Genomic DNA, 13,747 nt, shown 5'->3' on the forward strand with positions numbered 1-13,747 from the left:
ATGATGAAAAAAATTGCATTAATTTATATGGGCGGTACCTTTGGCTGTGTCGGTGAGCCACTCAGCCCCATGCCTGCAAAGCAGTTTCTTCCCCAGCTGCGTCATGTGCTACCGCTACATCTGTCGGTAGAATGTTTTGTGGCGCCGGTGATTCAGGACAGCAGCCGCTGTACCGCGACCGACTGGTTACGTCTGGTGCAGTTTATCCAGCAGCTGCAGTTACAACAGTTTCAGCATTTTGTCGTCATTCATGGCACCGATACTTTAAGCTATGCCAGTGCCGTGCTGGCACACTTTATCGCGCAGTCTGCACATGTAGTGCTGACTGGCAGCCAGTATCCACTGCTGACCATAGATGGACAGAACACCCGTGACTTCAGCGATGCGCTGGATAACCTGAATTTTGCCCTGGAATCGGTGCTGCAATTGCCGGTTGGCGTGTATCTGGCGTTTCATCATCAATGTTTCCATGGTCGCAGCGCCTTAAAATGCCACACCACCGAGCTGGATGCCTTTCAGGGTCAGGCCGCCAGCAGTGCTTTAAATCAAAAAGAACAAGCCGCCTACTTGGTACAGGCTGCAGATCTGGACAAAGCACAACACTTCAACTGCATGAGTGTGATGATGCAGCCGATTGGTTTAGAGCAGCAGCTCGCCAATTTGAAACTGATCGCCCAGCAGCCACCGCATTGCCTGATTTTACAAGGCTTTGGTACTGGTAATCTGGCTGTAAATGAAACACTCCTGACGTTGCTACAGTCCTTACAGACGCAAGATTGTGCCGTGATTCTGACCACCCAAGTGCCATTTGGCCCATTGGATCAGCGTTATGCGATCAGCAGCTGGATCCAGAACAGTAAAATTTTAGTCAATGATGGCTTTGGACATGCAGATCTGTATGCAAAAGCATTAAAAATGTATTTACAATACCCGCGCAGAGAACAATGGCAACAGCATTGGTATGACTAAGGCCAATTTGAGGTGAATATGCAACGTTTTGCGGTCGGGATTGAATTTTGTGGTATTCGCTACCGGGGCTGGCAAACCCAGCAACCAGGCGTCCCGAGCGTGCAGGAAACGCTGGAAAAGGTCCTCTCCAAAATTGCCAATGAACCGATTATCCTGCATGGCGCTGGCCGTACCGATGCAGGCGTGCATGCCACCAACATGGTGGCACATTTCGACACGGCAGCCATTCGCCCTGAACGCGGCTGGCTGATGGGAGCCAATAGCCAGCTACCCAAAGACATTGCCATTCAGTGGATTAAGGCTATGGACATGGATTTTCATGCCCGCTTTAAGGCCTGTGCGCGCCGCTACCGTTATGTGGTCTATAACCATCCACAGCGCCCGGCCCTGCTGCATAAACAGGTCACCCATGCCTACTATGCGCTGGATGTCGACAAGATGATTGCTGCCGCGCAAAAGTTTGAAGGCACGCATAATTTTGAAAGTTTTCGTGCCGCAGCCTGTCAGTCCAATCAGCCGGTCCGTACCGTCAGCCATTGCCGCCTGATCCGTCATGGGCATTATTTGGTGCTCGATATTCAGGCCGATGGTTTCCTGCATCATATGGTGCGGAATATCATGGGCTGTCTGCTGGAAATTGGCCAAGGTATGTATGATATTGACCATATTGATACAATTTTTGCCGCACAGGATCGTAAAGCGGCTGGCATTACCGCCCCACCCGATGGCCTGTACTTTATCCAGGCGCACTATCCAGAGCAGTTTGACTTGCCTCAAGTGCCTTTAGGTCCGCATTGGCTGAATATGCCGGAATAATTGTATTCCGCCCCCCCTTTTACTCAGGGAGTGGTTTCATTCTTGCCACTCCAAGCTTTAAAAACGAAAGTCACCCTTGCATCAAGCGGCAACTCTAAAAAAATCCCCCTTTAATCAAGGGGGACTGCGGAGATGCTTAACGCTGTTTACGTTTCCGGTACTCGACCGGTGTTTCATTGGTCCAGCGTTTAAAGGCCCGGTAAAAGGTACTCGGTTCAGAAAATCCGGTCAGATACACAATCCGTTCCACGCTTTCATTGGTATTGGCCAGCAGCTTTTTAGCCAGACGACAACGATAATCCGAGAGAATCTGCTGGAAACTGGTATTGGCCTCGCTCAGCTGGGTACGTAAACGACGCGGCGTGATATTCAGCTGCGCAGCCACGGTTTCCAATGTGGTTTCCCCGCTTTCCAGGGTCGAGCCAATCGCCCGGCGTACTTCACCGACCAGATCATAACGCGCCAGTTCCTGTAGTTTCTCCAGCGCCAGCTGCTCATGTAACTGTAATAGCTCCGGCTCGGCCTGCCACAGCGGGTATTCTAAAATGGAAGGATCGAAATACAACCGTGTTTCATTCTGCCCCAGACTGACCGGACACTCATAGACCCGGAAATATTCATCATCGGCAGCGCCCTGCTGGAAATTAAAGTCGATATATAGCGGCTGGAATTTGCCTTCGGTAATAAACTTGAAGAAACGTAAAATGCCCGACATGGCACATTCAGAAAAGTGACGATTGACAATATTGTCAGCCCACGGCTGTTGACCATTGGTTAAATAACAGCGGTCATCTTCAATCACCAGTTTGGCATCAAAGGCATCACTGATTAAACGCTGATAGGCCAGTGCCCGTTTTAAACCTTCACCAAAGTTTTCCGAAGAAATAAACAGATGCTCAATCACCTGCCCCCGATAGAGTGGCAAATGTTCACCCAGATGCAAACCAATATCCGGGTCACGGCTGACTTCTTCCGCCGCCACCCAAAACGCATACTGCGCGCCCAAAGGCGTACGATCATTGGCCTCAACCTGATTAAGTGCGACACCTGCTTTTGTTAATATTTCTTCGGTTGGCAAACCGGCACGACGAATCGCTTGGTAGCCTAATCGCAATACAACCGATGCATCAGTTAGCTGACCCACGCAAAGACCTTCCTTGTATGTTCTTCATTTATACTTAAAAAGATTGATTTTAGATTAACTGTGATTGACCAAACTGACAACCATCCACCACGTTTTTTTGTAGAAAAAATTTAAATGTTTTGTTCGCTTATTTTACTGACAGATGATTCATCTGCGGCGGGTTTCACCTTGATTTTTTCAAAAAAATTGACTATAATTTGCGCCTTTCCAATTTGATCATCAGGTAGGCTATGGCCAATAAAGAGGAACTCATCGAGTTCGAAGGCGTTGTCACCGAAACGCTTCCTAATACTATGTTCCGTGTACGTTTAGAAAACGGTCACGAGGTGATTGCCCATATTTCAGGTAAAATGCGCAAGCACTATATTCGCATTTTAACTGGCGACAGCGTGAAAGTTGAAATGACGCCTTATGACTTAACGAAAGGTCGTATTACCTATCGTGCACGCTAAGTTTTAGCGCAAGCAAAAAGCCACCTTCAACAGTGGCTTTTTTATTGGCTGCTGATGCTGTGTAACAGCCAAGAATGGCGTCGAGATCTGCCGCTTATCGAATATACACATATTTTTAGGCTGTCCTTGCCTAGAATGAAGTTTTATTCAATGGAGATCGCGCATGTTTGTCTCTCGCTCCGTTGCTTTGGCGCTCCTCGCGTTCAGTCTCTCCGCTTGTGTAACCACGCCGTCCAGTACCCGAGCTGAACGTGATGCCTATCTGGCCCAATTTGTCGGCCAGTCCAGCCAGCAGATTCGCCAGCAGCTCGATTTAAGCCTGCTCGGTTACGAACAGGTCAGTTCACCACAAATCAGCCCACAGGCGCTCACCTACACCGTTATACGCCCAATCAGCATTCCGATTCCTGTATCGAATGCCCCGGCCACCGGTCCAGCCCATATTCCAGCGCCCATTGGCCCAGCCAACAGCTATAATGTTAACCTGCACTGCCAGATTGTGTTCCGGCTGGAACAGAATATTGCCCACTCTGTACACTATACCGGTCGCACCTGTTAAGCGCTGAATCTAGACCTAGCTATTCAATAGCCATAAAAAAACGCAGCCTGCAGCTGCGTTTTTTGATTTGCTGTCGAGACTTAGCCCAATGCAGCAACCACAGCCTGACCCATTTCCTGAGTACCCACTTTATTCATGCCTTCAGACATGATGTCAGCCGTACGTAAACCTTGATCAAGCACATTGCCCACTGCATCTTCAATCGCTTTCGCGGCAGCTTCTTCACGGAAGGTATAACGCAGCATCATTGCCACAGACAAGATGGTCGCCAACGGGTTGGCAATGTTCTGGCCAGCGATGTCTGGTGCTGAACCATGACATGGCTCATACATACCTTTGCCATTTTCATCTAGCGACGCTGATGGCAACATACCGATAGAACCGGTTAGCATTGCTGCTTCATCAGACAGGATGTCACCAAACAGGTTACCGGTTACCAGTACGTCAAACTGTTTTGGTGCACGTACCAATTGCATTGCCGCATTGTCGACATACATGTGTGACAGGTTGATTTCTGGATATTGTTCAGCGTGTAACTGGGTCACGGTCTGTTTCCACAGCTCAGTTACTTCCAGCACGTTGGCTTTGTCCACCGAGCAGACTTTACCACCACGCAGTTTGGCCATTTCAAAAGCCACTTTGGCAATACGCTTGATTTCTGATTCAGCATAGACGTCGGTGTTAAAGCCCTGTTTCTCGCCATTTTCCAGCTCGCGAATACCACGTGGCTGACCAAAGTAAATCCCACCCGTCAGTTCACGTACAATCAGGATATCCAGACCCGATACAATTTCCGGCTTTAAGCTAGACGCATCAGCCAGTTGCGGATACAGAATCGCTGGACGCAGGTTAGCAAACAGGTTTAATTCGCTACGTAATTTTAACAGGCCACGTTCCGGGCGGATCGAACGCTCAATCGTATCCCATTTTGGACCACCAACTGCACCGAGCAATAAAGCATCGGCTTTTTTCGCCTGTTCAGACGTCACATCCGGATAAGGTGAACCATGCGCATCAATCGCGGCACCACCTAACAATCCCTGTTCCCACGTCAAGCCCAGATTGAACTTTTCATTAACACGCGTAAGCACCTGCTCCGCTGCTGTGACGATTTCTGGGCCAATACCGTCACCGGCAAGAATCAAAATATGTTTTGACATGAGTTTTTCCATTTCCTGTAGCAGTCAACGACTGTGGAGACTAAATTTTCTGTTCCACAAATTCCCCCAGTCCATGTAAGACATTATAAGGTTTGCAGAAACGTCGAATAATTTTCTGGTTTTGTAAAAGATCCACACACAGCGGCTCTGGCGCCGAAACATTCAGCAGACTGCCTTTATGCTTGCTGCGGTCACGGTACATTTTAAAAGTGTACGTTTGACGCGGCTTAAACTGATGAATGACGTGCAAGGTTTCGGCCTGATCACGGGAAATCGGATAGAACCGGATCACCACTTCATGCTGTTTGGCCGGAACCGACAGATATAGCGGATTAGGCTGTCGTAGTGAATCTGCCTGCAAGCGCACCAATCCCTGCTTGATGGCTTCACGACTCAGACGCTGACTTTCAGCATCCATGATCATGACCCGGTTCAAGCGCTCAAACTCGCAATGCTCGGTACCTGAACAATAAATACGTGCATTGGATTGGGATGCCTGTGTCTCTTTTACCTGTTTTAGACGTGCTGTATCCCAGGTTTGACATGCTGTTAACAGCGTAGCCACTCCCCCCAATACAGCAAGCCGACGAAAAACCTTCAACATAGCCCGAGCCCAACCTCATCAAAAAGCAGAATATTTAAATTATTATGCCTTGAATGTTAACAAGAGTTCGACGCCCGTGCTATGCCTATTTACGAAATAACTTAAGCTTGAATTTCCGCAAACACCCACGGACGCGCGGCTTTGGTTTTCTCCTCATACGCGCGAATATCATCGGCATCTTGCAAGGTCAAACCAATATCATCCAGACCGTTTAACAGGCAATGCTTGCGGAATGGATCAACTTCAAACTTGAATGCTTCACCGTTTGGCGTACGGACTTCCTGTGCTTCAAGGTCAATAGTTAACTGATAACCTTCATTGGCTGCACATTCCTTAAATAGCTGATCAACCTGCGCTTCGGTTAAAATCACCGGTAACATGCCGTTTTTAAAGCAGTTATTAAAGAAGATATCCGCAAAACTTGGGGCAATGACTGTACGCAAGCCGTATTCACTTAAAGCCCACGGCGCATGCTCACGGCTGGAACCGCAACCAAAGTTGGCACGTGAAATTAAAATGCTGGCGCCCTGATAACGCGGCTGGTTCAAGACGAAATCTGGGTTTTTAGGACGGGTTGAATTGTCCTGACCCGGATAGCCTTCATCTAAATAACGCAATTCATCAAACAGGTTGTCACCGAAACCGGTACGTTTGATTGATTTCAAGAACTGTTTTGGAATAATTAAATCGGTATCGACATTGGCACGATCTAAAGGTGCAACGATACCCTGTTCAACGGTATAAGCTTTCATATTTATGTTCCAATGAATCCGTAGTCTCTCTCACATCCGCTCCAGCAAGGAGCGGCCTGGGATGAGGGCTTAAACTTAGAATGAACGAACATCCACAAAGTGACCGGCAATTGCCGCTGCTGCTGCCATGGCCGGGCTGACCAGATGGGTACGACCACCATTGCCCTGACGACCTTCAAAGTTACGGTTTGAGGTCGATGCACAGTGCTCGCCTGGCTGTAACTTGTCGGCATTCATGGCCAGACACATCGAGCAGCCTGGTTCACGCCATTCAAAACCGGCTTCCAGGAAGACCTTGTCCAAACCTTCTGCTTCTGCCTGCTGTTTGACCAAACCAGAACCTGGTACCACCATCGCCTGTTTAATGCTTGGCGCTACTTTACGGCCTTTAATCACGTCTGCCGCAGCACGGATATCTTCAATACGCGAGTTGGTGCATGAACCAATAAAGACACGATCCAGCTGGATATCTGCCAAAGCCTGACCAGCAGTTAAGCCCATATATTGATAAGCACGGGTCCAGTCATTGCGCTGTACCTCATCTTTGGCCTGTTCCAAAGTTGGTACTGCCTGAGAAACCGGAATGACCATTTCAGGTGAAGTACCCCAAGACACTTGTGGTTCAATCTCTTCGCCCTGTAATACCACGACAGTATCAAAATGCGCATCGGCATCTGAATGCAAGGTATTCCAGTACGCCACAGCCTGATCCCATTGCTCGCCTTTTGGTGCATAAGGACGGTCTTTTACATATTCAATGGTTTTTTCATCAACCGCGACCATACCGACACGTGCACCGGCTTCAATTGCCATGTTACACACGGTCATACGGCCTTCAATCGACATATCACGGAACACCTGACCGCCAAATTCAATGGCATGGCCCGTACCACCTGCTGTACCAATTTTGGCAATAATCGCCAGCACCACGTCTTTCGGGGTCACGCCCTGACCCAACTGACCATCTACGCGTACCAGCATGTTTTTCATTTTCTTCTGAATTAAACATTGCGTGGCCAACACGTGCTCAACTTCTGAAGTTCCGATCCCGTGTGCCAGACAACCAAAGGCACCATGGGTCGCGGTATGCGAGTCGCCACATACCACCGTCATTCCCGGCAAGGTTAAACCCTGCTCTGGTCCAACCACGTGAGCAATCCCCTGACGGATATCGTTAATATCAAATTCAACGATATTAAAAGTCTTACAGTTATCGTCTAAGGTTTGCACCTGAATACGCGAAGTATCATCTTCAATACCGGCTACGCCCTGCTCACGCTCTTTTTTCGAGGTCGGTACATTATGGTCCGGAGTCGCAATATTGGCACTTAAACGCCATGGCTGACGGCCAGCCAGTTGCAAACCTTCAAAGGCCTGTGGAGAGGTAACTTCATGCAACAAATGACGGTCGATGTACAATAAAGCCGAACCATCATCACGCTGTTTTACCAAGTGGTCATCCCACAATTTGTCATATAATGTTTTTGCTTTTTGGGTTTCGCCTGCCATGTCGATGTGCTCCACTGGACTGGGTAATTCTGTCATTAATTTCGATTATAACCACACAATTACATAAATCTAATTTATCATTTTTATCAGTTAAAAAACTTTATGGAATAAATATAATTGATTTTTGCTCAGATTAACATCTGATTAAAAATTCAATTTTCCGATTGAATTTTACAAAATATTCGTTTTTACAAATTAATTCGTACTGACTATGATGATGTTATCAGCACTGAATTGTAGATACGAGGAACATCATCATGGCGCATATTCAAAACTTTGTCGCAAACAACCAGCGAATGTTTAAAAAGACTTTTAGCTACTATGTGATGCACATTACGGTGGCCATGCTTGTCGGCTATTTCGTTACCGGCAGTCTGTGGATGGCCATTACCTTAAGCTTATTGGAACCAACAGTACAGGCGGTGGCCTATTTTATTCATGAACGCATGTGGGAAAAGAAAGCACAAGACGGCACAGAGGAAATCACCGCCTAGCCTATTTTTCGCCCGGTGTTCCTCCCAAAAGATCATCTTCAGGATGATCTTTTTTATTTTAATATAACTTAAATTACTGTTTTTAAAATATTTATATTCAAGTTATGGTTGTTGAACTTCAATTTATAGAAAAATAATCTTTGATTAATTCTAAAAATTTCTAAATAATAATTTTAAGCATAAAAAATCTTTATAGGTGATTGCGATGAATCTTGCAGCATTTGAAGCTTTTGTAAAAGTCATGGAAACCGGTTCGATTTCTCTGGCCGCCGATCAGCTGTTTATTACCCAGCCCGCAGTCACCAAACGGATTCATAGCCTGGAAGAATATTTTGGGGTCAAGCTGTTTGAGTCGGCCGGCCGTGGCGTGCAGGCAACCCATGCTGCGCATTCGCTGTTACCCAAAGTCAAAAACTGGCTAAATGAACTGGGCGATATTCATCATACTTTAAGCCATGAACAGGGCCAGGTGCAGGGTCGCCTGAAAATTGGCACCAGTCATCATATTGGCCTGCATCATCTGCCCGATCATTTGCGTCGCTATGTCCAAGATTTCCCCGATGTCACCTTAGATGTGCATTTTGTCGATTCGGAACAGGCGCATGAACAGGTGCTGGCCGGTGATCTGGAACTGGCCTTTTTAACCCTGCCACCGCAAGGTGATGACCGGCTGCAATATGTCACCATCTGGAATGATCCGCTGGTGTTTGTGGCTGCGCCTTTTCATCCGCTGGCCCAGCAGAAAAGACTGAAACTGGAAGATTTAACCCAGTTCCCGAGCCTGCTACCAGCAGCACAGACCTATACCAGCCAGATTACCCTGGCCGAGTTTGAAAAACAGGGCGTGAAGCCGAAGATCACCATGAGCAATAACCCGCTGGAATCCATCCGCATGCTGGTGTCGATTGGACTGGGCTGGTCAGTGTTACCGAAAACCCTGATTAATCAGGACTTGCAACAGCTGGATATTAATCTGGAAATGAACCGCCAGCTGGGCATGGTCTGGCATCCGGGACGCACACAGTCCAAAGCGGCGCAGGCGCTGGTTAACTTTATGCAGCAGCCGGACTAGGTTCATCGACCGGTCGCATCCTTCTGTACAGTTACTGAACAAAACAGCACGCTGCTCCAAATTGGCGTAATTTGAAAAGACAAGGTGCCCGCACAAGACACCAGGATCTTTATAAAAATGATGCAGGAGCAGAGTGATGAACCAGACCACTTCCCCGCTTGCCTATTCCCCTTCGTTCAGTTCAGCCCAGGCGCTCCAGCAGCGCCTAGCCGGCAGTGCACCGCCTTTACAGCCCAGTCCACGGCTGGATGTCACGCAGGCCGATACGCTACGTGCCACCCTCAAGCAGTATTTTCTGCAAACCTTTGACTGTTATGAATCATTGTTTAGCTGCCTCAACGGCGATGAGGCCTTTTATCACAAGCCGATTGCGCTGCGCCATCCGCTGATTTTTTACTATGGCCATACCGCGACATTTTTCATCAACAAACTGCTGCTCAGCAAACTGATTGAACAGCGTATCAATCCACATTTTGAATCCATCTTTGCGGTGGGTGTGGATGAGATGAGCTGGGATGACCTGGATGACAGCCGTTATGACTGGCCGACACCCGCGCAGGTGAAACACTACCGCGATCAGGTGCGTGCCACGGTGCTGGAAATTATTGAACAGGCACCGCTCAGCACGCCAATTGACTGGCAACATCCGTGGTGGTCGATTCTGATGGGCATTGAACACGAGCGGATTCATCTGGAAACCTCCTCCGTGCTGATTCGCCAGCATGCCCTTGACTATGTCCAGACACAGCCACCATGGCGGCCAAATATCCTGACTAACACCGCACCAGAGAATGCGTTGCTTCCAGTGGCAGCCGGCCGGGTACAGCTCGGTAAGGAGCGGCACGACCCGGTTTACGGCTGGGACAATGAATATGGCCAATATCAGGCAGAGGTAGCGGCGTTTGCGGCCAGCCGCTATCTGGTCAGCAATCAGGAATTTCTGGCCTTTGTTGAAGATGCCGGCTATCAGAACGCAAACTATTGGGAAGATGAAGGCTGGCAATGGCGCAGCTTTGCCCAGGCCAAATATCCGACCTTCTGGCGTAAACACGGGCCGGACTGGTCACTCCGGCTGCTGACCGAAGAAGTACCAATGCCGTGGGACTGGCCGGCGGAGGTGAATTATCATGAGGCCAAAGCCTTTTGCCACTGGAAAGCGAAGCAAACTGGTCAGCCAGTACGACTGCCCACCGAAGAGGAATGGTATCGGCTGGTACAGCTGGCTGGCGTAAATGAGCCGTCTGCACCTGCCAATCTGGCGCTGGCCTATGGTGCTTCCTCCTGTCCGGTCAATACCTTCCCGCATGGCGATTTTTATGACCTGCGCGGCAATGTCTGGCAATGGACCGAAACCCCGATTTATCCATTTCCCGGTTTTGTGGTGTATCCGATTTATGATGATTTCAGCACCCCGACCTTTGATGGCCGGCATAATCTGCTCAAAGGCGGTTCCTGGATTTCTGCCGGCAATGAAGCCGAACTGGCCTCACGCTATGCCTTTCGCCGGCATTTTTTCCAGCATGCCGGTTTCCGTTATGTGGTTTCTGATCAGGAGCCGCTGGCGATTCAATCACAATATGAAACCGACCGGCTGGTGTCTGAATATCTGGAATTTCAGTATGGCCGTGAATATTTTGGCGTGGCCAATTTTGCCCAGACACTGGTGCAACTGGCCCTGACCCAGCTGGCCGACAGACCACGACGTAAAGCACTGGATATTGGCTGTGCTACCGGCCGCGCCAGCTTTGAACTGGCCCGTTATTTTGATGAAGTGGTCGGGATTGATTTTTCAGCGCGCTTTATCCAGAACGGCGTCAAACTGGCACAGGGCGAAACCCTGCATTACAGCATGTGCACCGAAGGTGAACTGGTGGATTATCATGCCTGTGATTTAGCCCAGCTTGGACTGGCGGAGGTCCGGGACAAAGTCCAGTTTTACCAGGGTGATGCCTGTAATCTTAAAGCGATTTTCAGAGGCTATGATTTTATTCTGGCAGCCAACTTAATTGACCGGCTGCATCATCCGGCGCAGTTTTTAAGCCAGATTCATACACGGCTGAATATGGGCGGCATTCTGATGCTCAGCTCACCCTATACCTGGATGGAAGAACACACTGTCCGCAGTGAATGGCTGGGTGGCTTTAAAAAAGATGGCGAAAACTGGAGCAGTCTGGATGGCTTAACAGCCTTGCTAGAGCCGCATTTCCGTTTAATGACTGAACCGCAGGACATCCCTTTTGTGATTCGGGAAACCCAGCGCAAGTTTCAGCATACCTATGCGCAGGTCAGCTTCTGGGAACGGATTGCCTAAATGGATAGAAAAGAAAGTGAGGGATCAGGCCAAATTCCGGATTTGGCCTGATGATCTGGAGATTTGAACGAACGATTTAACGGCGAGGCACAGAGTCTTCATGCAGCGCTTCATTCAGCTGGTCGACCGTAATGGCCCACTCCCCATCCGAGGCAATTTTTTCAGCTAAAAACTGACGTTGACCATCACTCCAGAATTCTGCATCCATAATATGAATTTCCGCCGCCAGTTGATGCTGGCCGATAAAATCTTGAATCGCCTGTTCGCTGGAGTCCAGGCCCAGTTGTTCAAACAGATTGGTCATTCTTGGTCGGGTTTGGCGCATGCGTGAATCTCCCTGTTGTTGTTCTTGTCTTCACCATAGCATATAAAACTGCAAATCCTAGTGCTGTTAAAAAAATTTCACCTTTTCATAAATTTGCAAGATAGATGACAACCAGCTCAGACAAAAAACAGGGCCAGTTATAGCGGCCCTGTCTGCTGATCTTGGTGTAGATGAACTGCGCTTTTATTCAGCAGCAATCGACCAGTCCTGAATCTCCCAGCCCTGCTCGACCGCCAAGGCCCGCAGACGATCATCCGGATTCACCGCAATGGCGTGGTCTGCATATTCTAGCAAGAAACGGTCATTGATTGAATCTGAATAAGCCCAGGATTCGGTCACCTCACGTCCGGCCAGCCACTGTTCCAGACGTACCAGTTTGCCCTGCTGATAACAGGCAGTATTGATGACCTTACCGGTATATTTGCCATCGACCACTTCGGCATTGGTGGCAATGATTTCGCTAATGCCAAATTCACGGAAAATTGGCGCAGTAATAAAATCCGAAGTCGCGGTAATGCCGACCAGTGCATGTCCGGCCTCACGATGACGCTGAATCGCCTTAAAACCTTCCGGGCGCATTTGTGGACGAATCACTTTTTGCATAAACAACTCATGCAGTTCGGTCAGGTAGTGTGACTCGTGCTGGGTCAGAAATTCAAACACAAATTCGTTATAGGCAATCGGGTCAAGCTGGCCGGCTTTGTAATCTTCATAAAATTTGTCATTCATGGCGCGGTGATGAACCGGATCGACCAGACCTTCATTGACTAAAAACTCACCCCAGGAATGATCCGAATCTGTATTTAACAAGGTGTGATCGAGATCAAATAGCGCCAATTTCATGAAAATACTCGTAAAAACTGAAATTTAAGAAAAAATTTGTAAATCTATCTCCGCTAGTCGATAGAAATTCGTTAAGATCATAGCAATTTTAACATTTTTAAACTTTGCTTTTTTTCGTGTTGGATACAGAAATAAAAATCCCCGGAAGCAAAGGCATAATTTACAGAATATTTAGGTAGCCAAATGATCGACTCAGAAGGTTTCCGACCCAATGTCGGGATCATTTTGGCAAACGACTTTGGACAGGTTTTATGGGCAAAACGCATTGGACACAATGCATGGCAATTTCCACAAGGAGGTATCCAGCATGGAGAAACCCCTGAGCAGGCACTTTATCGTGAGCTGAGAGAAGAAGTTGGCTTACTGCCCGAACACGTTCAAATTATCGCACAAACGAAAGGTTGGCTGCGTTACCGTTTGCCGCACCGTTACATCCGGCCCGATTCCGATCCGGTATGTATTGGTCAAAAACAGAAATGGTTTTTACTCAAACTCACGGCCTCGGCCCAGTTGATTCAGCTCAACCTGTCCGATCCGCCCGAGTTTGATCAATGGCAGTGGGTCAGTTACTGGTACCCACTGGGTCAGGTCGTGAATTTTAAACGCGATGTGTACCGCAAGGCGATGGTGGAATTATGTCATCAATTGCCATCTAAGAAAGCCTGAAAAAAGCTGTATGATCATGCAGATTTTTTAAACGACTCTTGCTATAAAGAGAACAGAACTGGAACGCTGAT

General features: G+C 48.3%; 15 protein-coding genes. 8 read left to right on the forward strand and 7 right to left on the reverse strand.

Annotation, left to right across the window (positions count from 1 at the left end; all coding sequences use genetic code 11):
* Positions 1–969 carry an asparaginase domain-containing protein gene (locus tag FTU50_RS03025; RefSeq protein ID WP_180046326.1) on the forward strand — a complete coding sequence of 323 codons (969 nt, stop codon included), beginning with the start codon at positions 1–3 and terminating at the stop codon, positions 967–969.
* A gap of 18 nt (positions 970–987) precedes the next feature.
* Complete coding sequence (gene truA / locus FTU50_RS03030; RefSeq protein WP_180046328.1) at positions 988–1,785, forward strand: tRNA pseudouridine(38-40) synthase TruA; 798 nt, start codon at positions 988–990, stop codon at positions 1,783–1,785.
* A 136-nt stretch (positions 1,786–1,921) separates the two neighbouring features.
* Here truA and FTU50_RS03035 read toward each other — a convergent pair whose 3' ends face one another.
* Entirely contained in the window at positions 1,922–2,929 is a 1,008-nt protein-coding gene (locus FTU50_RS03035; RefSeq protein ID WP_005182061.1) for an AraC family transcriptional regulator, read from the reverse strand.
* 230 nt (positions 2,930–3,159) lie between these two features.
* Here FTU50_RS03035 and infA point away from each other — a divergent pair, with 230 nt between their 5' ends.
* A complete protein-coding gene (infA, locus tag FTU50_RS03040; RefSeq protein ID WP_001284370.1) occupies positions 3,160–3,381 on the forward strand; it encodes a translation initiation factor IF-1 in 222 nt (73 codons plus the stop codon).
* A 163-nt stretch (positions 3,382–3,544) separates the two neighbouring features.
* The gene (locus FTU50_RS03045) at positions 3,545–3,940 is read left to right on the forward strand and encodes a hypothetical protein (protein WP_180046330.1); all 396 of its coding nucleotides are present in this window, start codon (positions 3,545–3,547) and stop codon (positions 3,938–3,940) included.
* 80 nt (positions 3,941–4,020) lie between these two features.
* Here the strand turns inward: FTU50_RS03045 and leuB are convergent, their stop codons facing one another.
* The 4 genes from leuB to leuC form a co-directional block, all read right to left on the reverse strand.
* Entirely contained in the window at positions 4,021–5,100 is a 1,080-nt protein-coding gene (gene leuB / locus FTU50_RS03050) for a 3-isopropylmalate dehydrogenase (RefSeq protein WP_005182055.1), read from the reverse strand.
* Positions 5,101–5,140: 40 nt separating this feature from the next.
* Complete coding sequence (locus tag FTU50_RS03055; RefSeq protein WP_016659592.1) at positions 5,141–5,704, reverse strand: hypothetical protein; 564 nt, start codon at positions 5,702–5,704, stop codon at positions 5,141–5,143.
* Between the two features lie 101 nt (positions 5,705–5,805).
* Positions 5,806–6,456 carry a 3-isopropylmalate dehydratase small subunit gene (gene leuD / locus FTU50_RS03060; protein WP_005182049.1) on the reverse strand — a complete coding sequence of 217 codons (651 nt, stop codon included), beginning with the start codon at positions 6,454–6,456 and terminating at the stop codon, positions 5,806–5,808.
* A 75-nt stretch (positions 6,457–6,531) separates the two neighbouring features.
* Positions 6,532–7,965 (reverse strand): 3-isopropylmalate dehydratase large subunit, encoded by a 1,434-nt coding sequence (leuC, locus tag FTU50_RS03065; RefSeq protein ID WP_005182046.1) that lies wholly within the window; start codon positions 7,963–7,965, stop codon positions 6,532–6,534.
* 257 nt (positions 7,966–8,222) lie between these two features.
* Here leuC and FTU50_RS03070 point away from each other — a divergent pair, with 257 nt between their 5' ends.
* The 3 genes from FTU50_RS03070 to ovoA all read left to right on the forward strand — a co-directional run bounded on the left by FTU50_RS03070 (position 8,223) and on the right by ovoA (position 11,842).
* Positions 8,223–8,459 (forward strand): DUF2061 domain-containing protein, encoded by a 237-nt coding sequence (locus tag FTU50_RS03070; RefSeq protein ID WP_005182043.1) that lies wholly within the window; start codon positions 8,223–8,225, stop codon positions 8,457–8,459.
* Positions 8,460–8,664: 205 nt separating this feature from the next.
* The gene (locus FTU50_RS03075) at positions 8,665–9,531 is read left to right on the forward strand and encodes a LysR family transcriptional regulator (RefSeq protein ID WP_005182039.1); all 867 of its coding nucleotides are present in this window, start codon (positions 8,665–8,667) and stop codon (positions 9,529–9,531) included.
* 136 nt (positions 9,532–9,667) lie between these two features.
* A complete protein-coding gene (gene ovoA / locus FTU50_RS03080; RefSeq protein WP_180069463.1) occupies positions 9,668–11,842 on the forward strand; it encodes a 5-histidylcysteine sulfoxide synthase in 2,175 nt (724 codons plus the stop codon).
* A 76-nt stretch (positions 11,843–11,918) separates the two neighbouring features.
* Here the strand turns inward: ovoA and FTU50_RS03085 are convergent, their stop codons facing one another.
* On the reverse strand, positions 11,919–12,167 hold the full coding sequence (locus FTU50_RS03085) for a DUF2789 family protein (protein ID WP_005182035.1): 249 nt from the start codon (positions 12,165–12,167) through the stop codon (positions 11,919–11,921).
* Positions 12,168–12,350: 183 nt separating this feature from the next.
* Complete coding sequence (locus tag FTU50_RS03090; RefSeq protein WP_005182034.1) at positions 12,351–13,010, reverse strand: HAD family phosphatase; 660 nt, start codon at positions 13,008–13,010, stop codon at positions 12,351–12,353.
* Positions 13,011–13,193: 183 nt separating this feature from the next.
* Between FTU50_RS03090 and FTU50_RS03095 the strand changes: the two genes are divergently transcribed.
* Positions 13,194–13,676, forward strand: a complete 483-nt coding sequence (locus FTU50_RS03095; RefSeq protein ID WP_005182032.1) for an RNA pyrophosphohydrolase — start codon at positions 13,194–13,196, stop codon at positions 13,674–13,676.
* Positions 13,677–13,747: the final 71 nt, after the last annotated feature.

It is taken from the genome of Acinetobacter sp. YH12112 (assembly GCF_013418945.1).
In the GTDB taxonomy this organism is placed as follows: Bacteria; Pseudomonadota; Gammaproteobacteria; order Pseudomonadales; family Moraxellaceae; genus Acinetobacter; species Acinetobacter indicus.